Annotated in this window: 19 protein-coding genes and 2 rRNA genes (1 of these 21 only partly in view); 8 read left to right on the top strand and 13 right to left on the bottom strand. The window is 38.7% G+C overall.

The annotated features are described in order from the left end of the window. Window positions 1–8 precede the first annotated feature (8 nt). Window positions 9–320, bottom strand: coding sequence for a 30S ribosomal protein S10 (gene rpsJ / locus K7G93_RS08000; RefSeq protein WP_001181005.1), 312 nt, complete (start codon window positions 318–320; stop codon window positions 9–11). A 339-nt stretch (window positions 321–659) separates the two neighbouring features. Between rpsJ and K7G93_RS08005 the strand changes: the two genes are divergently transcribed. Both K7G93_RS08005 and dusA read left to right on the top strand, forming a co-directional pair. Continuing rightward, window positions 660–2018, top strand: a complete 1359-nt coding sequence (locus K7G93_RS08005) for a chloride channel protein (RefSeq protein ID WP_226690387.1) — start codon at window positions 660–662, stop codon at window positions 2016–2018. After that, window positions 2015–2998 carry a tRNA dihydrouridine(20/20a) synthase DusA gene (dusA, locus tag K7G93_RS08010; RefSeq protein ID WP_226690388.1) on the top strand — a complete coding sequence of 328 codons (984 nt, stop codon included), beginning with the start codon at window positions 2015–2017 and terminating at the stop codon, window positions 2996–2998. The genes K7G93_RS08005 and dusA overlap by 4 nt, the downstream gene beginning before the upstream one ends. An 84-nt stretch (window positions 2999–3082) precedes the next feature. On the opposite strand, the gene asnA is transcribed toward dusA, so the two are convergent. Further along, window positions 3083–4075, bottom strand: a complete 993-nt coding sequence (gene asnA / locus K7G93_RS08015) for an aspartate--ammonia ligase (RefSeq protein ID WP_049214858.1) — start codon at window positions 4073–4075, stop codon at window positions 3083–3085. Window positions 4076–4232: 157 nt separating this feature from the next. On the opposite strand from asnA, the gene asnC reads away from it, so the two are divergent. From asnC to K7G93_RS08045, 6 genes are all read left to right on the top strand, one after another. Next, a complete protein-coding gene (gene asnC / locus K7G93_RS08020) occupies window positions 4233–4685 on the top strand; it encodes a transcriptional regulator AsnC (protein ID WP_049214857.1) in 453 nt (150 codons plus the stop codon). 20 nt (window positions 4686–4705) lie between these two features. Next, complete coding sequence (gene udp / locus K7G93_RS08025) at window positions 4706–5464, top strand: uridine phosphorylase (RefSeq protein ID WP_049214856.1); 759 nt, start codon at window positions 4706–4708, stop codon at window positions 5462–5464. Window positions 5465–5676: 212 nt separating this feature from the next. Beyond that, the gene (rimO, locus tag K7G93_RS08030) at window positions 5677–7017 is read left to right on the top strand and encodes a 30S ribosomal protein S12 methylthiotransferase RimO (protein ID WP_226690389.1); all 1341 of its coding nucleotides are present in this window, start codon (window positions 5677–5679) and stop codon (window positions 7015–7017) included. Window positions 7018–7200: 183 nt separating this feature from the next. After that, entirely contained in the window at window positions 7201–10131 is a 2931-nt protein-coding gene (locus K7G93_RS08035) for a YadA-like family protein (protein ID WP_226690390.1), read from the top strand. A gap of 131 nt (window positions 10132–10262) precedes the next feature. After that, window positions 10263–10733: a low molecular weight protein-tyrosine-phosphatase gene (locus K7G93_RS08040; RefSeq protein ID WP_115323272.1), complete on the top strand. Its 471-nt coding sequence runs from the start codon at window positions 10263–10265 to the stop codon at window positions 10731–10733. Between the two features lie 98 nt (window positions 10734–10831). After that, entirely contained in the window at window positions 10832–11044 is a 213-nt protein-coding gene (locus K7G93_RS08045; protein WP_049214852.1) for an HP1242/YdcH family protein, read from the top strand. A 61-nt stretch (window positions 11045–11105) separates the two neighbouring features. On the opposite strand, the gene slyD is transcribed toward K7G93_RS08045, so the two are convergent. From slyD to K7G93_RS08100, 11 genes are all read right to left on the bottom strand, one after another. Then, window positions 11106–11702, bottom strand: a complete 597-nt coding sequence (slyD, locus tag K7G93_RS08050; protein ID WP_160531848.1) for a peptidylprolyl isomerase — start codon at window positions 11700–11702, stop codon at window positions 11106–11108. A gap of 64 nt (window positions 11703–11766) precedes the next feature. After that, a complete protein-coding gene (locus K7G93_RS08055; RefSeq protein WP_115323274.1) occupies window positions 11767–12471 on the bottom strand; it encodes an SIMPL domain-containing protein in 705 nt (234 codons plus the stop codon). Window positions 12472–12601: 130 nt separating this feature from the next. Further along, window positions 12602–13009 (bottom strand): ribonuclease E inhibitor RraB, encoded by a 408-nt coding sequence (rraB, locus tag K7G93_RS08060; RefSeq protein ID WP_115323275.1) that lies wholly within the window; start codon window positions 13007–13009, stop codon window positions 12602–12604. A gap of 129 nt (window positions 13010–13138) precedes the next feature. After that, window positions 13139–13543 (bottom strand): large-conductance mechanosensitive channel protein MscL, encoded by a 405-nt coding sequence (gene mscL, locus K7G93_RS08065; protein ID WP_049214848.1) that lies wholly within the window; start codon window positions 13541–13543, stop codon window positions 13139–13141. 82 nt (window positions 13544–13625) lie between these two features. Then, on the bottom strand, window positions 13626–15002 hold the full coding sequence (gene trkA, locus K7G93_RS08070; protein ID WP_226690391.1) for a Trk system potassium transporter TrkA: 1377 nt from the start codon (window positions 15000–15002) through the stop codon (window positions 13626–13628). Then, window positions 15002–15826, bottom strand: coding sequence for a glycosyltransferase family 2 protein (locus K7G93_RS08075; RefSeq protein WP_049214846.1), 825 nt, complete (start codon window positions 15824–15826; stop codon window positions 15002–15004). Before K7G93_RS08075 ends, trkA begins: the two co-directional genes overlap by 1 nt. Beyond that, on the bottom strand, window positions 15826–17172 hold the full coding sequence (gene rsmB, locus K7G93_RS08080; RefSeq protein WP_226690405.1) for a 16S rRNA (cytosine(967)-C(5))-methyltransferase RsmB: 1347 nt from the start codon (window positions 17170–17172) through the stop codon (window positions 15826–15828). Before rsmB ends, K7G93_RS08075 begins: the two co-directional genes overlap by 1 nt. Continuing rightward, complete coding sequence (gene fmt / locus K7G93_RS08085) at window positions 17172–18125, bottom strand: methionyl-tRNA formyltransferase (RefSeq protein ID WP_226690392.1); 954 nt, start codon at window positions 18123–18125, stop codon at window positions 17172–17174. The genes rsmB and fmt overlap by 1 nt, the downstream gene beginning before the upstream one ends. Before the next feature lie 66 nt (window positions 18126–18191). Next, window positions 18192–18704 carry a peptide deformylase gene (gene def / locus K7G93_RS08090; RefSeq protein ID WP_226690393.1) on the bottom strand — a complete coding sequence of 171 codons (513 nt, stop codon included), beginning with the start codon at window positions 18702–18704 and terminating at the stop codon, window positions 18192–18194. A gap of 708 nt (window positions 18705–19412) precedes the next feature. Further along, window positions 19413–19528, bottom strand: a 5S ribosomal RNA gene (rrf, locus tag K7G93_RS08095). Window positions 19529–19699: 171 nt separating this feature from the next. Next, window positions 19700–22066, bottom strand: a 23S ribosomal RNA gene (locus tag K7G93_RS08100) (it continues 530 nt past the right edge of the window).

Raw genomic sequence — 22066 nt, forward strand, 5'->3', positions numbered from 1 at the left:
CCTCTTAATTAACCTAGGCTAATCTGCACGTCAACGCCGGCAGCTAGATCTAAACGCATTAATGCATCAACAGTTTTTTCTGTTGGCTCAACAATATCAACCAAACGTTTGTGAGTACGAATTTCGTATTGATCACGTGCGTCTTTGTTCACGTGTGGAGAAATCAACACGGTGAAACGCTCTTTACGAGTTGGTAACGGAATTGGACCACGAACTTGTGCACCAGTACGTTTAGCTGTTTCTACGATCTCCGCAGTAGATTGATCGATCAAACGATGATCGAAAGCTTTTAAGCGGATACGGATTCTTTGGTTCTGCATTAGACCAGAGCTCCAATCAAAATTTAGCTAATAAAAAACTAACACCAACACTTTTCTTACTTCACAAAACGAAAAGGGGTGCAAGTTAACCTGTTTTAGTTTCCCAATCGGAAACATTTTATGTATTACTTATTGTAATACTCGTTTAATAAATGATTACATTAAACGGCTTATCACGAAGAAAGCCTGCGAATTCTACTGAAATCCGCTGAACTTTGCAAGTCTTTTTCTCGATCAAATGTAAGAAAATTCTGTGTTAATGATTGCTTAAACTCTATTCAGTTAAAACTGATTTCACGTTATAATTTTTTTCCTTTCTTCAATTCATTACATAAATGTATGTCATCACTTACGAGTTTTAAAGCAAAAGTGCGGTATGTTTTACACAAAAAACTACGGCAGACCCATCGAATTTCACGTAAAAGTTTGGAATTTGCTTGTTTATTAATTGGCGCAGCATTAGTTGCATTATTCTCATTAGGATTTGCTAAATTCGCTGATCTTGGTTTGGAATGGAATGCACATTGGTCTACTCAATATCCAATCGCAGTTTGGTTTGTATTGCCTTGCGGGCTAGCAATATTAGCTTGGTTTACGACAAAATATACGCCTTATGTTGCAGGAAGCGGTATTCCACAAGTTATTGCATCTATAAATTTACCCCATGGCACTAACAAAAGTCGTCTCATTTCTTTTTGGCAAACACTGTGGAAAATCCCACTGACATTTTTAGCGATGCTTATTGGAGCCTCTGTTGGTCGAGAAGGACCTTCTGTCCAAATCGGGGCTGCAGTGATGTTAGCTTGGGGCAATTTTTGTCGTAAGCATGGCATTGCATTCAATGGGCTCAGTGCAAATGAGTTGATGGCAACAGGTGCAGCAGGCGGCTTAGCAGCAGCATTTAACGCCCCACTTGCTGGCGTGGTTTTTGCTATTGAAGAATTGGGACGAGGTGTATTATTACGCTGGGAGCGCCGTGTATTATTAGGCGTATTAGCCGCGGGTTTTATCTTAGTAGCAATAGAAGGTAATAATCCCTATTTTCCTCAATATCACGGTGAAACGAGTGTACCTTATATGTTTTTATGGGTTGTACTTTGTGGTTCTATTTGTGGTGTATTCGGTGGATTATTTGCTCGTTTGTTAGCTAAAGGTCTAGCTGGGATATCGCCTACAAAAATACGTGGTTGGATTCGCCGTCATCCAATTTATATTGCTCTTTTTCTAGGTTTATTGCTTGCTGCATTAGGTACTTATACTCAAGGAAAAACCTATGGGACAGGTTATGATGTTGTCGCTAATGCATTAGATGGTGGTAAAACACCCGCAGAATTAGGTATGCTAAAACTGCTATCCACTGTAGCAACTTATTGGACAGGTATTGCTGGTGGCATTTTCACTCCTGCCTTAACCACAGGGGCAGGAATTGGTGTACAAATTTGGTCTTTCACGAATGGTCTAGTAGATCAACGCCTACTAGTTTTACTTTGCATGGCAGGTTTTTTAGCGGGTGCGACACAATCGCCTGTCACTGCAAGTGTCGTTGTAATGGAAATGACTGGTTGCCAACCTGTTTTATTTTGGTTATTGATTTGTTGCTTAGTTTCGTCCATTATTTCACGCCAATTTCACCCTAAACCTTTTTATCATTTTGCGGCAGCACGTTTCCGCCAACGTATTCAAGAAGAAAAAAAATGAATCAAAATCAACCGCACTTTTATCGAGGACGTTTTTCTGTTGCACCAATGCTTGATTGGACAACACGCCATTGCCGTTATTTTCACCGCCAATTCAGTCGTCATGCTTTACTCTATACAGAAATGATAACTACGGGAGCAATTATCCACGCTAAATACGATCATCTTGAATTTTCTCTCACAGAAAATCCCGTCGCACTACAATTAGGTGGCAGTGATCCTATTCAATTAGCACAATGTGCAAAAATGGCTGAAATGCGTGGCTATCACGAAATTAATTTAAATGTGGGATGTCCTTCTGATCGTGTTCAAAATGGTATGTTTGGTGCATGTTTAATGGCAAAAGCTGATTTAGTTGCTCATTGTGTGAAAGCTATGCAAGCTGTTGTCAACATTCCCATCACAGTAAAAACACGTATTGGGATTGATGAGTTTGATAGTTATGAGTTTCTCTGTGACTTTGTGCAAAAAATTCATGACGCAGGTTGTCAGGAATTTATTATTCATGCACGTAAGGCTTGGTTATCTGGATTAAGTCCAAAAGAAAATCGTGAAATCCCACCATTGAATTATGAACGCGTTTATCAACTGAAACGAGACTTTCCTCATTTGCTTATAAGTATTAATGGTGGTATTAAAACTATTGACGAAATGCAGCAGCATTTAAAATATGTAGATGGTGTGATGGTTGGACGTGAGGCTTATCAAAATCCCAGCTTGTTAGGCTATATTGATCAAGCCTTATTTGATCCAACTAGCCCAATTATTAGCGCAAAAGAAGCTGTAGAAAAAATGTTTCCTTATATTGAGACACAGTTAAGTCAAGGTGTGTATTTAAATCACATTGTTCGTCATATGCTTGGTGCATTTCAACATTGTAAAGGAGCTAGACAATGGCGACGCCATTTAAGTGAAAATGCGCATAAAACAGGAGCTGATTTAAAAGTTGTCGAAGTCGCTTTAAGTTTTGTAGAATCCTAGTTTAATAGCTATCCTTAAAAAAGTGCGGTAGATATTTTCAAAAAACTCACCGCACTTTTATGTCTCTTCCGTATTTAGCACTGGTTATAGAATATTCTCAAACTCTTCCATTACCCATTTAGGCCACACACTTGATTGTACTTCACCAATATGTTTTTTCTGTAATAACAACATCACTAAGCGAGAACGTCCAATACCCCCTCCAATTGATAATGGTAAACGTCCATTAATCAAATCTTGGTGCCAATCAAATTGAAGGCGATCTTCATTATTAGTTAAAGCCAGCTGCTTACGTAACGCAGTTTCATCCACACGAATACCCATAGAAGACAGTTCAAAAGCACGCTCTAAAACAGGGTTCCAGACTAAGATGTCACCATTTAATCCTTTATGCTCACCTTCTGATGGTGTTGTCCAATCATCATAATCTGGTGCTCGCATATCATGTGGTTTGCCATCTGATAATTTACCGCCAATACCAATTAAAAATACAGCGCCATGTTCTTGACAAATTGCATTCTCACGCTCTTTATCATTCATATTTGGGAAACGCTGAACAAGTTCTTCACTGTGTACAAATGTGATTTCTTTTGGTAAAAACTTAGCTAAACCAAATCGTTCACTCACAGCGTCTTCTGTTTCCAACATTGCCGCATAAATTGATCTAACAGTCTCTTTTAAATATCCAATATTACGCTGCTCTTCAGAAATCACTTTTTCCCAATCCCACTGATCCACATAAACAGAATGAGTTTGATCTAACGAGTCCTCATCGGGACGTAGTGCAGTCATATGCACAAATAATCCTTCTCCTTGAGCAAAATTAAAGCGTGCGAGAGTATGGCGTTTCCATTTAGCTAAAGAATGAACAACCTCAAAAGTAGCATCTGTGATCTGTTTCACATTTACTTGTACTGCTTTCTCTGCACCTGAAAGATTATCTTGAATACCATTACCAACTTGGCTTAGGATAGGGCCTTGAACTTCCACAATAGCTAAATGATCAGCTAATTTTTTCGTAAATGTGTTTTTTACGAAGCTAATTTCTTGTTGTTGTAAAATAAATGATTTTTTCATTGTCGATACCTTAAAAAATAGATCTACATCAAATTTGTTGGATATTATTTAATATAAACACCATATAACTCAATACTTTTTTTGAAAAAAGGGATATAATGTAAATATTATCAAATATAACGCATGTTTTTTTAAATAAATTCTAAAAAGGTAATCCATGCATAACATCGACAATCTTGATCAGCAAATTTTACGTGTACTCACTAAAGATGCACGTACGCCTTATGCTGAAATGGCAAAAAACTTTGGTGTTAGTCCAGGGACAATACATGTGCGCGTTGAGAAAATGCGCCAAGCTGGTATTATTGAAGGGACTAAAGTACGTATCAATGAACGGAAATTAGGTTATGATGTTTGTTGCTTTATTGGTATAATTTTAAAAAGCGCCAAAGATTATGAAAAAGTCATTGCAAAATTAGAAGGCTTTGATGAAGTGGTTGAAGCTTATTATACAACAGGCAATTATTCCATTTTTATTAAAGTCATGACCCATACTATTGCAGAATTGCATTCTGTTTTAGCTACAAAAATTCAGTTAATTGATGAAATTCAATCTACTGAAACCTTAATTTCAATGCAAAATCCCATTTTGCGTGATATTAAACCCTAGCATAATAATAAGGAGAGATTATGTCAGAAGTATTCCATCTAGGTTTAACTAAAGCAATGTTAGAAGGTGCTACTTTAGCCATTACCCCTGGTGCACCAGAACGTGTTGAGAAAATAGCAAGCCTATTAGAGCGCCCAAAATTCTTAGCTTCGACACGTGAATTTACTTCTTGGCTTGGTTATATCGGAGATAAAGCCGTCGTAGTTTGTTCAACAGGGATTGGTGGACCTTCCGTATCCATTGCAGTTGAAGAACTCGCACAATTAGGTGTTCGTACCTTCTTACGAATCGGTACAACAGGAGCAATTCAACCACATATTAATGTGGGAGATATTTTAGTCACCACTGGCGCTGTGCGTTTAGATGGTGCGAGTTTACATTTTGCACCAATGGAGTATCCAGCGGTAGCAAATTTCGAATGTACGACCGCACTTTACAAAGCAGCGACAGAATATGCAGATCAAAAAGTGTATGTTGGTATTACTGCAGCTTCAGATACCTTCTATCCAGGTCAAGAGCGTTATGATACTTATAGCGGTAAAGTTTATCGTCACTTCCAAGGATCATTGCAACAATGGCAAGATCTCAATGTCATGAACTTTGAAATGGAATCCGCCACGCTATTTACTATGTGCTCTGCTCTAGGGCTACGCGCGGGAATGGTTGCAGGCGCAATTGTTAATCGTACACAACAAGAAATTCCAAATGAGGAAATGGCTAAACGTGTCGAGAAAAATGCAGTTGAGGTAGTTGTCAAAGCAGCGGCATTACTTGTTTAACTTCGTTATTTCTTAAACAAAAAACGCTTGATTTAAAATCAAGCGTTTTCTTTTCTCACCAAATCAAACCCTTCAAAGACTGAACACACCTCGCCTAATACTTCAACTATTTCTATAATTTTTAACCTTTTTTGGTATAGTTTGTCGCCTTTTGTATATAAATTATGTACAATAGAAAGCTTTCTTGATTTACTACTCTTTTGAGATTTTTTATGACATCTTCTTCACCAAATATTGGTTTTATTAGTCTCGGCTGCCCTAAAAACTTAGTTGATTCTGAGCGTATTTTGACTGAACTACGTGCAGATGGTTACAACATTATTCCTAGCTATGAGAATGCTGATTTAGTCATTGTCAATACTTGTGGCTTTATTGATAGTGCAGTTCAAGAATCTTTAGAAGCTATTGGTGAAGCATTAGAAGAAAACGGTAAAGTGATTGTCACAGGTTGCTTAGGTGCAAAAGAGGATCGTATTCGTGAAGTGCATCCCAAAGTCTTAGAAGTAACTGGACCACACAGTTATGAAGCTGTCATGAATCAAGTGCATAAGTATGTACCTAAACCTGAATACAACCCGTATGTCAATCTTGTCCCTAAACAGGGAGTGAAACTCACTCCAAAGCATTATGCCTATTTAAAAATTTCTGAAGGTTGTGATCATCGTTGTACATTTTGCATTATCCCTTCTATGCGTGGCGATTTAGATAGCCGTTCTATTGTACAGGTGTTAGATGAGGCAAAACGTCTTGTTGATGCTGGGGTGAAAGAAATTTTAATCGTATCACAAGATACATCAGCTTACTCACTGGATCAGGGCAAAGAAAACCAAAATAAAACGGTATTTTGGAACGGTATGCCAATCAAAAATAATCTGATTAGCCTATGTGAACAACTGGGTAAATTAGGTGTTTGGGTTCGCTTACATTATGTCTATCCTTACCCACATGTTGATGCTCTTATTCCATTGATGGCAGAAGGCAAAATTTTGCCTTACTTGGATATCCCATTACAACATGCTAGTCCCAAAATCTTAAAGGCGATGAAAAGACCGGGTTCCATTGATCGTACGTTAGAGCGTATAAAAAAATGGCGAGAAATTTGTCCCGATTTAACTTTACGCTCTACGTTTATCGTCGGATTTCCAGGGGAAACAGAAGAAGATTTCCAGTTACTTTTAGACTTTTTAAAAGAAGCCCAACTTGATCGCGTAGGTTGTTTTAAATTCAGTCCTGTAGAAGGCGCAGTTGCTACTGATATGCCAGATCAAGTTCCAGAGCATATAAAAGAAGAACGCTTTCATCGTTTTATGCAATTACAGCAACACATTTCAGCACAGCGTCTGCAACAAAAAGTAGGCAAAACATTAACCGTAATAATCGACACAATTGATGAAGAAGGCTTCATTGGACGTTCGATGGCAGACGCGCCAGAAATTGATGGTGTTGTTTATATTGAGAACCACAATCAAATGGAGGTTAAGGTTGGGCAACTTGTTCAAGTCCAAATTACACAAGCAGATGAATATGATCTTTATGGAATTTTAATAAATTAGTTACATTTTCATAACTTTACTAAGTAAAGAATAGCGTTCAATTCATGAGCATTGTAGAATAAATTAACATTTTTTTAACATCCTTGTTTCATAAGCAGTACCCAAAATAGGGATTATAACTAACTAGATAAACAAGAATTTTATATTCTGACTATCTCATATACAACTTTATAGGTGAAATATATGAATAAAATCTATCGTACATTATGGAACGCAGCTACTCAAAGCTGGGTCGTTGTCTCGGAATTAGCAAAATCAGGTGGGAAAAGTGCATCAGCGAAAAAAGATGTTGTCAATACAGTTAGTCGTCTTACCTCAACAACCACCGCAACAGCTTTGTTGCTAGTGAGTGGACTGGTATTGGCTGAAACAGAAAATGGAAATGATTTTGACAAAAACAAACATAAAATTTGCTATTATAATCCAGAAAGCCAAAATGCCATTTGTGGTGATGAAAATACGACAGCTGCAACAAAATTTGACACAAAACAAAGTAAATCCGTCGTTATTGGGTCGAAAGCTAAAACAACTGGTGAGAGTAATGTAGCGCTCGGGGTAGGTAGTGAAACAAGCCATACAGCATCTATTGCTATTGGTGCAGGAGCACAAGCTAAAAACGATGAAACCGTTGCAATTGGTAAAGGAGCGAAAGCAGAAGGACAATGGGATATCTCAATTGGTCGTAATACAGGCTCTACAGGAAGCAAAAACAATAATATCGCTGTGGGAGATGGTGCATTAAAAGATGCAAACGGTACGAATAATATTATTGCTATAGGTACTGGTTCATCATCTAAGGGTGGTGGCTCACATAATGTTGCAATAGGTACAGATGCAAACAAAGAGATCACTACAACATACTCGACTGCCGTAGGTTATAAATCGAGCTCTAAAGGTCAAAGTTCAGTTGCAATAGGTAATAATGCAAAGGCTGAGGGAACAACGAGTGTTTCTATTGGCTTTACTTCTAAAGCTACTGCAGATCGAGCTATTGCAGTAGGGCGAGAGGCAAATGCAGGAGCTTCATCTGTTGCAGTTGGCTCTAACGCGGATGCTTCGCAAGCAGCTACTGTGGCAGTAGGTGTGGGTTCAAAAGCTGGCGCTCAACGTGCAATTGCAGTTGGTGAAAATGCAGATGCATCTGGACAATTTTCAATTGCAATCGGTACAAAAAATGTAAAATCATCTGGAGGAGCATCCATTGCGATCGGGCAAGGAACAAAAACTGAAGCAAATAACTCCGTTGCTATAGGTACAAATGCGAGTATTAATAATCAAGGGCAAGGCTCTGTGGCAATTGGTGCCTCTAGTTCTGCAAATGGCGTAAATGCAGCAGCAATTGGACAAAAAGCAGAGGCATCAGGTCAAAACTCATTTGCAGGCGGTCAAGACTCACACGCAACAGGTAAATCATCAATTGCAATAGGTGATGGCGCGACAAGTACAAAAGACTCTTCAACTGCTGTTGGTACTTATAGTAAATCGACTGCGGCAGGTGCTACCTCTCTTGGTTACAGTGCTAAAACACATGCCTACCGTAGTGTAGCTGTAGGTGCAGAAGCAGAGGCAACAACAGCTAGTACAAGTTCAGTAGCCATTGGTGATAAATCAAAAGTTGATAACGCAAAAGGGATTGCGATTGGTCATAACGCTCAAGCATTAGGTAAACAAACGTCAAATATCGCTATTGGTGATAGTTCAAAAGCACAAGCCAGTGGTGCAATTGCAATGGGTACAAACTCATCAACAGATGAAAAAGCTTATAGTGCTATTGCAATAGGCTCGGGAGCTACAGTTAAAGCTAATAATGATACAGATCGTCCAACGGATGCGATTGCTATCGGAACCAAAACAAGTGCAGCAGCTGCAAGTAGTATTGCTATTGGCTCTGGCGCGAAGTCTGATGATAAATCGCAATCCACATCTATTGGTCATAACTCAAACTCAAAAGGCTACCAAGCTATCGCTTTTGGTTCTGAAGCAAAAACAGAAAACAATGCTGGTAGTTCTGTAGCAATTGGTACAAAAGCACATACACGTGCGGCAGGCTCACTTGCCTTTGGTGCAGAAGCTGAAGCTGGTTTTGAAGGAGGCAATGCTGCAGATGGTTCAGGCGCAGTTGCAATGGGCTGGAAAGCTAAAGCGAAGAAGAAAGGTGCGATAGCATTAGGTCAAGATGCCGTGTCGGATCATGAAAATGCCGTAGCATTAGGTAGCGGTTCAGAAACTGCTGCAGCAGTAGGTACCACAGAAGCCACTGTAAGTGGAATTACTTATTCTGGTTTTGCAGGTACTGCACCGAAATCAACTGTGAGTGTAGGTAAAGCTGGTACAGAACGAACTATTACAAATGTCGCAGCTGGTCGTATTAGCGAAACAAGTACAGATGCAATTAATGGTAGTCAGTTATATTTAACACAACAAGTCTTGGGTAATGTAGGAAACACCGTGACTAATATATTAGGTGGGAATGCTGAAATTGCTAAGAGTGGTCCAAATGCAGGTTCTATTACAATGAGTAATATTGGCGGCACAGGTAAAAACACTATCGACGATGCCATCAAAGCAAGTAGAAATGAAGTAGAAGCAGGCAAAAATATGACTGTGACGTCTAAAGTAGGTGCAAATGGACAAACGATCTATGAAGTTGCAACAAAAGATAATGTTGAATTTAAAGAAGTTAAAGTCGGCCCAAATGTCACAATTAATGAGTCAGGTCTACAAGCAGGCAATATCAAAGTTGATGCAACAACTAATAAGATTAGTGGTATTGCGAAAGGTGAAGTTTCTGCAACAAGTACAGATGCAGTAAACGGTAGTCAGTTATATGCCACAAATCAACGCATTGATCAAATTGGCGATACTATCAATAAAGTGAATAGAAAACTCCGTGCAGGTATTGCTGGTGCAAATGCAGCAGCAGGTTTACCACAGGCTTATATCCCGGGTAAGAGCATGGTTGCTGCGGCTGTTGGAACTTATAAAGGTGAAAATGCAATTGCAGTCGGTATGTCCCGTATTTCTGATAACGGTAAAGTTATCATTAAATTAACGGGTAATACAAATTCACGTGGTGACTTTGGTGGAAGTATTGGTGCTGGTTATCAGTGGTAATAATTAACTTCATTATTAAACACTAAACACATTCGGCTCTATTTGATTTGATTGAATAGAGCCGAATTGTATTCTATCTATATCAACTAAATAATCTTCTTAATGAATAAGAAATAGATTAAGGGAACAGAATGACAATTAATATATTATTTGTGTGTTTGGGTAACCTATGTCGTTCTCCGATGGCGGAGTTTCTGATGCGAGAAAAAATCAAACAAGCTGGACTACAAGATTTCATTAAAACAAGTAGTGCAGGTACATCAGGTTGGCATGAGGGAGGTGATATGCACTGCGGTACAGCAGAGATATTAGATCAACATAAAATTGAGAGTACAGGCTTTCAGAGTAAAAAAGTGCGGTCAGAAAATTGGCAATTTTATGATTATATTATTGCTATGGATGAGACAAACTTACAGGATTTAGAAAGGTTATTTGGTCATCACCCAGAGAAGCTCTTTAAGATCACTGAATTATGTCCAAACTTAGGTTATCGCGATATTCCAGATCCTTGGTATACAAAAGACTTTAATCTCACATATCAACTGTTAGATCCTTGTTGTGATGCTTTATTAAATAAAATACGTACAACACATTCTCTTTAAATTTGTGATCTTCAACACATTTATTTTAGGTAAAATCCGATAAGATAAACACTGAAATGAGCACTTTTTATACTACTTATGCTACAAAAGGAGCGCCTATGTTTCCAGAGTTTCGTGATTTAATTTCCAAATTAAAAATTGAAGATACCCATTTTAGCCGCTTATTTGACAAACATAATGAGCTAGATCAACGGATTAAAAATATTGAATCTCACATTGAACTCGGTACACCCACCGAAGTAGAAAATTTAAAAAAAGAGAAATTACGTTTAAAAGATGAGCTTTATGCGATATTGAAAAAACAAAGTTAACTTGCTACAAACAAGAAAAAAGAACCGCACTTTAATGTGCGGTCTTCTTTTAGTCTCGGCGTTAGTGCTTACATCCACCATTGCCACAACAACCTTCATGCTCATGATGGTGGTGCCCATGATGGTGTCCACCACAACCGCAACCATGTTCTTCGTCATCACTGTCATGATGATGTCCACCACAGCAGCCACCTTCTTGGTGAATATGTCCATGTGACATTTCTTCTAAGGTTGCCTCACGGGTTGCAACGACTTCTACTGTAAATAACAACTCTTGACCTGCTAACATATGGTTTCCATCAACCACAACATCATTTTCAGCTACTTCAGTAATCACAACAGGTAATGGACCAATATCTGTATCTGCAATAAAGCGCATACCTACAACTAATTCATCAACGCCTTGAAATACTTCTTTTGGTACGCGCTGCACCATATTTTCGTTATATTCGCCATAACCTTCTTCTGGTTTTACACGCACTTCAAACTTATCACCAACAGCTTTACCTTCTAATGCGTTTTCTAAGCCAATGACTAAATTATTATGCCCTTGTAAATATTCTAAAGGTTGATTTGCTGGCGCCTCATCAACTAACACACCATCAGCAGTGCGTACTTGATAAGCAATACTCACCACAACATTTTTTGCAACTTTCATTATTACTCCGATTTTTTAATAAACGAATTTGATTATTGTATAAGAAATATGAAGCATTAGAAAGCTAATCATTAATTAATTCAATTTTCGCTTGCACCTCTGCGCGAATTTGTGTTTTACCAGCCTCTAGCTCCATTGCATCCGTATCATATGAAGACAGTGTGGCACGCATCATTTTATTCGCATAAGGACGTGGTGATTGGCCTAAATTATGTGGAGTAGATAAATTCAGCTCAATCACTTTATAACCTTTACTTTTTAAACTATTTTGAATGACTTTCGCTTTTTGCTCAAATTTTTGTAATACTGCCTCTGTCATCTCATTTTCGAGTGCAGTTAATGTATCAGGTGATACAGATGCATAAAGTCTCTCAATCATTAATTGATTATTTAATTCTGAGATTAATTTAGCCAGCGCAACAGAGTCTTTACTTTGTAAAACAAGTTCAGCACGGCTGATCCAACCATTTTGCTTGCCATCTTTGCCATAACGTACTTGAGTATTATGATCTTGCGATTGAATATGCACAACATTTTGTTTTTTCACCAAAGCAATTGCCGCATTCATTCGCTCTGTCACATTTTTATTTAATATACCAACGTCCTTACCTTCTTCTTGGGTAAACATAATGACTTGTATTAAATCTTGATTAACTTCTTTTTCAACTTCCGCACTGAAGGTCACAATATTACTTGGCAGATGTTCAGTAGTAGCTGAAACAGCGAAAGGTAAAGCTAATAATGCTAATGTTAAATGTTTTAATTTCATAAAATATCCTTATTAAAGTTTAAAATAATCATTTTTTAGGCAATATCAACATTAAATAGTTCCAACAAAATAAAACCGCACTTTTAATCAGCATAAAAGTGCGGTCTAAATTTATGAGATTTTGATAGAATTACGCTTCATCTTCTTCATCAAAAAATTCACCATCATCACCATATTCATCATCACTGGCATTTGGATCTTCAAAATAAGTTCCCCAGCCATCATAGATACCTGCAAATTTTTCAACCAAAGGAAGTAATTCTTTTTGTTGGGCATCAATAATTTCTGGCTTCAATTCAACCTCGCTAATAATGTCAAAACAAAAAATAACGTTTCCATTATCATCTTCAAACTCTTCTGCCTCAGATACTTCATACCCTGCTTTGAAAGCTTCTACTGCAATTTTCTCTAATTTATCAAAATCATGATGAGCAATATGGTGCTCAATAATATAGAGCGCGCTTGGATCACTACCATCATTTAGCAAATCAGTGATAATTTCGCGTGTTTCTACTTGTAATGCTTGTAAATCAGTCATGATAAATAACCTCTTGGAAATGTATTGCCACTATTGTAGAAGGAATAGGTAGTTTAAACAAGGCAAGATATTTGTTGTATCAATAAAAAATCTTCCACTAGAGGAAGACTTTTTATCTAAATAATGAAATTATTTTCTTAATAAATCACGAATCTCAGTTAATAACACTTCTTCATTTGATGGTTTTTCTGGTTCTGCAGGTGCTTCTTCTGCTGGTGTCTCACGTTTTAATTTATTCAATGCTTTAATCATTAAGAAAATCGCGAAGGCAATAATAATAAAATCAAATACATTTTGGATAAATGCACCATAATTTAATGTTACTGCTGGCACATCACCCATAGCATCTTTTAAGACAATCTTTAAATCTTTGAAATCAACGCCACCTGTTAAAATACCCAATATAGGCATAAAAACATCACCAACTAGTGAGCTGACAATTTTACCAAAAGCACCACCGATGATCACACCGACAGCCATATCAACCACATTACCACGCATCGCAAATTCGCGAAACTCTTTAATAAAACTCATAAAAACTCCTCACTAAACTTTACTTTAAATCAAAACGCATTATAGGAGCTTTTCATTTGTTGTACAGTGTATTTACTCTACTTTAAATAAAAAATACACTTGGCTGAAATAGCTTTTCAATATCAGACACAAACTTTTTATCACTCAAATATACAATCACATGATCATTGTCTTCAATCACTAAATTTTTCTTTGCCATAATCACTTCATTACCACGTAAAACTGCACCAAGAATTGCACCTTGAGGTAACTTTAGTTCAGCAATTTTGCGACCAATAACAAGCGAGGATTCTTCTTCACCATGAACAATAATCTCTAAAGCCTCTGCAACACCATGTCGTAATGAAGCAACATTAACAGTATCCCCTTTACGTACATGACTGAGCAAAGCAGAAATAGTTGCCTGCTGTGGTGAAACAGCAATATCAATCGTCCCACCTTGAATCAGATTAATATATGCCATACGTTGAATAAGCACCATAGCCTTCTTTGCTCCCAAACGTTTTGCTAATAGCGCAGACATGATATTCGCTTCATCATCACTAGTGAGTGACAAAAACACATCAATATTTTCAATTTGTTCTTCAAAGAGGAATGATTGATCCGAAGCATCGCCACAAAAAATCAATGTATTAGATAATTTTTCTGCTAATGCGGTCGCACGCTCTGCATTACGCTCAATCAATTTAACTGAACATTGACTTTCTAAACGTTTCGCAACACCAATACCAATATTACCGCCACCCGCAATCATAATCCGTTTATAAGGTTTTTCTAAGCGTTGTAATTCACTCATTACTGCTTTAATGTGAATTGTTTCACAAATAAACGTGACTTCATCTCCTGCCTCAATAATCGTAGATCCCTGTGGACGAATCACTTTATCTTGACGTAAGATTGATACAATACGGCACTCAATATGCGGCATATGATCTTTCAGCGCAGAAATAGCATAACCCACGAGTGGTCCGCCATAATAGGCTTTCACAACAACAAGACTAATACGCCCATCCGCAAAATGTGCAACTTGTAATGCGCCAGGATAATCAATCAAACGTGTAATTTCATCCGTCACTAATTTCTCTGGTGAAATAATATGATCAATAGGTAATACATTCGTTTGGAATAATTTATCTTTTTCTCTTAAATATTCTGCATTACGAATACGAGCAATTTTTGTTGGCGTATTAAATAATGTATAACTAATTTGACACGCTACCATATTAATCTCATCAGAACTTGTTACTGCGACTAATAAATCAGCATCTTGTGCGCCAGCTTCGCGCAAAACTCTTGGTGAAGAAGCAGAGCCATTCACAACACGTAGATCATGCTTACTCTGTAGGTTTTCCAATCGTAATGATTGATTATCAACTAAAGTAATATCATTATCTTCACTGACTAAATTTTCAGCCAACGTTGTTCCAACTTGTCCTGCACCAAGAATGATGATTTTCATTATTCAGTTCTCTCAATTACTAATGGTTTAACGCCCACTTCTTGGGTATTTAAATATTGTTTTAGCTGCTCCACTTGCTCACAAATGCTTTCTGTCACTTTCTCTGCTATTTCAATATGTTCTTGCCCAGCAGTTACTTGTTTTTTACCAAACAGTATTGCATCTAATAAACGCTCTTCAGGCATTCCTTCATAGCAATAATGCAACACACCAATATCTTCAAATAATGTCGCTACTCGCCCTAGTTTTGCACTGACATGTCCAATAACACTATCATCTCCACCTAAACGACGAAATAAAGACTCTTGCGGAAAACCACCACAAGCTAATAAGAATAAACGACGGAAAACAACATTTCGTGCTGACTCTAGTTGAACACTTTCCCATGCATCTTGAAAATCTGGATGCTCTGCATAACTTGTATCTAAATCTATTGGTTTTAAAGCCAGTCTAACTAACGATGTTTCTGGTCTGAAATGAAACACACAACTTGCTGTTGTCAATGCTTCTGGCTCATAAGCATCATCTGCATCTAAAAAAGCAATAAACTCGGCATTACTTTGTAAAGCCCCCCAGTTTCTCGCTTTTGCTAGTCCTCCATTACGAGATAGTTTTTCTACAGTCACTTTTTCTGGAAAGCGAGCTGCAATTTGATTCGCAAGTTTAAATGTATTATCTGTAGAATTATCATCTACAATCCAAAGATGATTTAACGCACTTTGGTTTAACACTGAATTCACTGCTCGAATTAATGTTTTCTCAGAATTATAACAAGAGATAACAACATCTAGTTTGGGGAAAGTCCCTTGATTGATATTCATAATTAACTTACCTTCCTTAATTTAGCATAATAAAAACCATCACCACCGTTTTCAGTAGGGATAAACTGAAACCCGATTGTATTTTCTGTAGAGGCAAAAGGCAGTTTTTCTAACTTAGCATCTACATTTTCCTGTAAAAATTGTTCAATTTGTAATGCATTTTCCTCAGGCAATACTGAGCAAGTTGCATATAATAAAGTTCCGTTTGGTTTTAAAATTGCCCAAAGGGCTTGCAAAATTTGTGCTTGTAACAGCACTAGCTGTTCAATATCTGACTCTTGTCGTAACCATTTAATATCTGGGTGACGGCGAATAACCCCTGTTGCAGAACAAGGTGCATCTAATAAAATTCGATCAAACTGTACCGCACTTTTATCCGTAGTAATGTTAATTTTTTCTAACCATTGTGTTGGCTGACTAGCATCACCACAGATTACTGTTGCAGATTGTTGCATACGTGCTAAATTTTCATGAACACGCTTTAGACGACTATCATCAATGTCCAAAGCAACAACGTGAGCATTGGGTGCCTGCTCTAAAATATGTGTTGTTTTACCACCAGGTGCTGCACAAGCATCCAGAATTAATTCATTATTTTTTGGTGCTAATAAAATAGCAGACCATTGTGCATGTAAGTCCTGCACACTAACATGCCCTTGTTCAAAAGCAGGCAAATTATTTACAGCAGTAGGTTGTGCCAAACGCAGTGCAAAAGGATTCTCAGTACTAAACGTATCAATACCACGCTCTGCTAATAAAACACGATAACTTGCTGTGTCAATTTTCTGTGAATTAATGCGAATCCACATCGGCGGTTTTTTATTATTTGCCTCAATAATATCATGCCAATTTGGATAAGCTTTTTTGAGACGAGTCACAAGCCATTCGGGATGTAATGTTTCCCAATGTTTATCCACTTGTTCCAAAACTTGCTGCTTTTCTCTTAAAAAGCGACGCAATACAGCATTAATGAGCCCCCGAAAACTGTCCATTTTAAGAGTATGAGTCGCATTTACGACTTCATCAACTGCTGCATGTGGAGGAATACGGGTATAAAGTAATTGATACAGACCGACTAGTAATAAGCAGTGTACAATTCGTGTTTTTCCCTTTAATTGTTTATCAACAAGTAATTTAATAATGTGCTCTAAGCGAGGTAATACACGACAAATACCAAAACAAATTTCTTGTAATAAAGGAAGATCCTGCTGCTTAATTTGGTGTTGAACTTCAGGAAGCAACATAGATAAGGATTTTCCTTGATCTAGAACTTGTAAGATGATTTGAGCTGCCAGTGCACGAGTCGAAAGTGAGGTCTGTTTCTTAGCCGTTTTGCTTCGCTTTTGCATCATAATACTTTACCTACAGTAAACCATTCTGCTCGTCCATTTAACAGTTCCTGTGCTGACATTGGCTTCTTCCCTGCTGGTTGCAATTGTAATAAATTCAGAACACCTTCCGCAGTTGAGATTTGAATACCCTTTTTATCTGCGCTTAAAATCGTTCCTACTGGTTTATCAACATGCGGTAAAACTTCTGCTTGGTAGACTTTTATTAATTGCTCATTACCAAGTTGATCCATTATAGAAAAATAACTTATTGGCCAAGGATTAAAAGCACGAACACAACGTTCTAAGGTCTGTGCTGAGAAAGACCAGTCTAATTTTGCCTCTTCTTTAGAAAGTTTATCAGCATAATTTGACTGTAAATCATCTTGCTTCTCAGCAATAAATTTACCTGATTCTAAATTATCTAATACATGAATAAGAGCATTTGGTGCAATCTCTGCTAGCTTATTATATAAGCTCGTTGATGTTTCATCTGGTCTGATATCACAATATACTTTGTACAACATATCTCCCGTATCCAATCCTTCGTCCATTTGCATAATCGTCACACCAGTTTGTGTATCCCCAGCCCAAATAGCACGCTGAATAGGTGCTGCACCGCGCCATCGAGGTAATAAAGATCCATGTACATTTAAGCAACCTAGACGAGGGGTTTCTAAAATAGCCTTTGGTAAAATTAAACCATAAGCAACTACAACCATTACATCAGCGCCTAATCCCGCTAATTCGGATTGTGCCTCTGGTTTACGTAATGATGTTGGTTGGAATACTGGTAATTGATACTGTTCAGCTAATTGTTTTACTGCACTAGCCTGTAATTTCTTGCCACGCCCAGCTGGTTTATCAGGCTGAGTATATACAGCAATCACATTATGGTGGGAGTCAAGCAAAGCTTGTAAATGTTTTGCTGCAAAATCAGGCGTTCCAGCAAAAACGATATTTAATGATTTCATGATAAATTAGATAATGTTCTACGTTATGAATGAAAATACCCACGTGCTAACGTGGGCTGCCCAAAATTATTTCTGTCTAGCGAACTGTTTTTGCCATTTTATTAATTTTTCTTTCATGCGTTGACGTTTTAATGGTGATAAATAGTCTGCAAAAACAATCCCATTTAAGTGATCAATCTCATGTTGAATACAAATTGCTAATAAACCATCAGCCTCTAAAATGTATTCATCCCCTTGGCGATCTAATGCTTTGACTTTGACTTTTTCTTTACGTGGTACAAAACCTCTCATGCCAGGTAATGATAAACACCCTTCTTCAATACCTGTTTCCCCACAGCCTTCAAGAATTTCAGGATTAATCAGTACATATTGATTTTCCTTAGTACCTTCAATATCAATCGTAATGATTCTCTGATGAATATCTACTTGTGTTGCGGCTAAACCAATACCTTCTTGGTGATACATTGTTTCAAACATATCATCAATAATCTCTCGTACGTTATCGTTAATTATATCAACAGGTTTCGCAACAATTTTTAAACGTTCATCAGGATAAACAAGTACATCTAATAGCGCCATAATTTCTCTTATTTCATTTATTAAACAAATAATATAACTTATTCTAACGTTTTTTTATTTTTTTACCAAATTCTATAAAGAGCTTTAAAAATACTTAATATAAAAATATCTATATTATTTGTCGTAAATATGTACTTTTTCTTACACACATCAAAATGATCCAGCAAATCACAATAACTAAGCATAGTGTTATTTAGGCTTATAATATAATTAGAACTATCTTTCTATTTAAAAACTCTTGTCTACAGAACTAATAAAAGTCTCACTCATTACAGAACATCCTAATAGCCCCCCAATCCATATAATATCCCTTTATTCATCATAACCTCAAAAATGAAAAGGAAAGCAAAAAAAGGGAGAAGGAAAAAGAAAGGAAAATAAAAGTAAAGATAAGAAGGTAAAGGTAAGAGAAAAAGAAGAAAAGATAAACTAAGGGATGTAAAATGACAAACGAAGAGATATAAAGAGATATAAAGAGATATAAAGAGATATAAAGAGATATAAAATGAAGTAAGCTGAAGTAAAAAGAGGCTGTGCTTTGTTTTAGTTTGCTTTGGTTTGGCTTGATTTGGTTTGATTTGCTTAGTCTTGTCTGCTTTAGCTTTATCTGATTTTATTCCAACTAGATTTTTTCCGCTGCCACTTTATCTCACCCCCCTTCCCATAACAAAAAACCCCAGGTATCTCTACCTAGGGCCTCTCATTTCTACCTGGCGGTGTCCTACTCTCACATGGGGAAACCCCACACTACCATCGGCGTTACAGCGTTTCACTTCTAAGTTCGGCATGGAATTAGGTGGGTCCACTGCACTATCGCCGCCAAGATAATCCTGTTTGATGATTTACTCTCATCTCGCTCTTCACATCTTCATACTCTACCCTCATCCAGTACAGTATAAGATTCTCAATTGTCAACAAGCTGAACTACTATCCTTTCTCTCCAACCCCTACAGTCAGAAACATGTCGTCTTGTATTAAAAATACTTGAGCGTTGTATAGTTAAGCCTCTCGGGCAATTAGTATCTGTTAGCTCAACGTCTCGCAACGCTTACACACCAGACCTATCTACGTCGTAGTCTACAACAACCCTTACTGACTCTAAGTCAGGGATGACTCATCTTAAGGCAAGTTTCGTGCTTAGATGCTTTCAGCACTTATCTCTTCCGCATTTAGCTACCCAGCAATGCCTCTGGCGAGACAACTGGAACACCAGTGATGCGTCCACTCCGGTCCTCTCGTACTAGGAGCAGCCCCTTTCAATCATCCAACGCCCACGGCAGATAGGGACCGAACTGTCTCACGACGTTCTAAACCCAGCTCGCGTACCACTTTAAATGGCGAACAGCCATACCCTTGGGACCTACTTCAGCCCCAGGATGTGATGAGCCGACATCGAGGTGCCAAACACCGCCGTCGATATGAACTCTTGGGCGGTATCAGCCTGTTATCCCCGGAGTACCTTTTATCCGTTGAGCGATGGCCCTTCCATTCAGAACCACCGGATCACTATGACCTGCTTTCGCACCTGCTCGACTTGTCTGTCTCGCAGTTAAGCTTGCTTATACCATTGCACTAACCTGACGATGTCCGACCGTCATTAGCAAACCTTCGTGCTCCTCCGTTACGCTTTGGGAGGAGACCGCCCCAGTCAAACTACCCACCAGACACTGTCCGAGTACCCGTTTCAGGCACTTCGTTAGAACATCAAACGTTAAAGGGTGGTATTTCAAGGACGCCTCCAACAACACTGGCGTGTCATCTTCAAAGGCTCCCACCTATCCTACACATCAAAATTCAATGTTCAGTGTCAAGCTATAGTAAAGGTTCACGGGGTCTTTCCGTCTAGCCGCGGGTACACCGCATCTTCACGGCGATTTCAATTTCACTGAGTCTCGGGTGGAGACAGCCTGGCCATCATTATGCCATTCGTGCAGGTCGGAACTTACCCGACAAGGAATTTCGCTACCTTAGGACCGTTATAGTTACGGCCGCCGTTTACTGGGGCTTCGATCAGGAGCTTCTCTTTCGATAACACCATCAATTAACCTTCCAGCACCGGGCAGGCATCACACCCTATACGTCCACTTTCGTGTTTGCAGAGTGCTGTGTTTTTAATAAACAGTTGCAGCCAGCTGGTATCTTCGACCGGTTCAACCTTCAATCGCGAGGATTTACAATCTACGCCGGCGCACCTTCTCCCGAAGTTACGGTGCTATTTTGCCTAGTTCCTTCACCCGAGTTCTCTCAAGCGCCTGAGTATTCTCTACCTGACCACCTGTGTCGGTTTTCAGTACGGTTTAGATAAACCTGAAGCTTAGTGGCTTTTCCTGGAAGTGTGGTATCAGTTACTTCAGTGCCGTAGCACCTCGTCATCAGCTCTCAGTGTTGTATAAGAGACCGGATTTGCCTAATCTCTCCACCTACCACCTTAAACGACCATCCAACAGGTCGATAACCTAACCTTCTCCGTCCCCACATCGCAGTTTATCCAAGTACGGGAATATTAACCCGTTTCCCATCGACTACGCTTTTCAGCCTCGCCTTAGGGGCCGACTCACCCTGCCCCGATTAACGTTGGACAGGAACCCTTGGTCTTCCGGCGAACGAGTTTTTCACTCGTTTTATCGTTACTTATGTCAGCATTCGCACTTGTGATACGTCCAGCAAACCTCTCGATTCACCTTCATCCGCTTACACAACGCTCCCCTACCCAACAGAATAAATTCTGATGCCGCAGCTTCGGTGCTATATTTAGCCCCGTTACATCTTCCGCGCAGGCCGACTCGACTAGTGAGCTATTACGCTTTCTTTAAATGATGGCTGCTTCTAAGCCAACATCCTAGCTGTCTAAGCCTTCCCACTTCGTTTCCCACTTAATATAGACTTTGGGACCTTAGCTGGCGGTCTGGGTTGTTTCCCTCTCCACGACGAACGTTAGCACCCGCCGTGTGTCTCCTGAGTATCACTCTTCGGTATTCGCAGTTTGCATCGGGTTGGTAATCCGGGATGGACCCCTAGCCGAAACAGTGCTCTACCCCCGAAGGTGTCCGCTCAAGGCTCTACCTAAATAGATTTCGGGGAGAACCAGCTATCTCCCGGTTTGATTGGCCTTTCACCCCCAGCCACAAGTCATCCGCTAATTTTTCAACATTAGTCGGTTCGGTCCTCCAGTTAGTGTTACCCAACCTTCAACCTGCCCATGGCTAGATCACCGGGTTTCGGGTCTATACCTTGCAACTAAAACGCCCAGTTAAGACTCGGTTTCCCTTCGGCTCCCTTATTCAGTTAACCTCGCTACAAAATATAAGTCGCTGACCCATTATACAAAAGGTACGCAGTCACCCTTTCAGGCTCCCACTGCT

Source organism: Pasteurella canis, assembly GCF_020810675.1.
GTDB lineage: Bacteria > Pseudomonadota > Gammaproteobacteria > Enterobacterales > Pasteurellaceae > Pasteurella > Pasteurella canis.

Bases quoted from the DNA above. Each gene is read 5' to 3' on its own strand.
- mscL (WP_049214848.1), bottom strand. From the start codon at position 13,543: ATGAGTTTTATTAAAGAGTTTCGCGAATTTGCGATGCGTGGTAATGTG.
- dusA (WP_226690388.1), top strand. From the start codon at position 2,015: ATGAATCAAAATCAACCGCACTTTTATCGAGGACGTTTTTCTGTTGCA.
- rraB (WP_115323275.1), bottom strand. From the start codon at position 13,009: ATGACTGATTTACAAGCATTACAAGTAGAAACACGCGAAATTATCACT.
- fmt (WP_226690392.1), bottom strand. From the start codon at position 18,125: ATGAAATCATTAAATATCGTTTTTGCTGGAACGCCTGATTTTGCAGCA.
- rsmB (WP_226690405.1), bottom strand. From the start codon at position 17,172: ATGCAAAAGCGAAGCAAAACGGCTAAGAAACAGACCTCACTTTCGACT.
- K7G93_RS08035 (WP_226690390.1), top strand. From the start codon at position 7,201: ATGAATAAAATCTATCGTACATTATGGAACGCAGCTACTCAAAGCTGG.
- K7G93_RS08040 (WP_115323272.1), top strand. From the start codon at position 10,263: ATGACAATTAATATATTATTTGTGTGTTTGGGTAACCTATGTCGTTCT.
- trkA (WP_226690391.1), bottom strand. From the start codon at position 15,002: ATGAAAATCATCATTCTTGGTGCAGGACAAGTTGGAACAACGTTGGCT.
- asnC (WP_049214857.1), top strand. From the start codon at position 4,233: ATGCATAACATCGACAATCTTGATCAGCAAATTTTACGTGTACTCACT.
- K7G93_RS08055 (WP_115323274.1), bottom strand. From the start codon at position 12,471: ATGAAATTAAAACATTTAACATTAGCATTATTAGCTTTACCTTTCGCT.
- rimO (WP_226690389.1), top strand. From the start codon at position 5,677: ATGACATCTTCTTCACCAAATATTGGTTTTATTAGTCTCGGCTGCCCT.
- asnA (WP_049214858.1), bottom strand. From the start codon at position 4,075: ATGAAAAAATCATTTATTTTACAACAACAAGAAATTAGCTTCGTAAAA.
- K7G93_RS08005 (WP_226690387.1), top strand. From the start codon at position 660: ATGTCATCACTTACGAGTTTTAAAGCAAAAGTGCGGTATGTTTTACAC.
- udp (WP_049214856.1), top strand. From the start codon at position 4,706: ATGTCAGAAGTATTCCATCTAGGTTTAACTAAAGCAATGTTAGAAGGT.
- slyD (WP_160531848.1), bottom strand. From the start codon at position 11,702: ATGAAAGTTGCAAAAAATGTTGTGGTGAGTATTGCTTATCAAGTACGC.
- K7G93_RS08045 (WP_049214852.1), top strand. From the start codon at position 10,832: ATGTTTCCAGAGTTTCGTGATTTAATTTCCAAATTAAAAATTGAAGAT.
- def (WP_226690393.1), bottom strand. From the start codon at position 18,704: ATGGCGCTATTAGATGTACTTGTTTATCCTGATGAACGTTTAAAAATT.
- rpsJ (WP_001181005.1), bottom strand. From the start codon at position 320: ATGCAGAACCAAAGAATCCGTATCCGCTTAAAAGCTTTCGATCATCGT.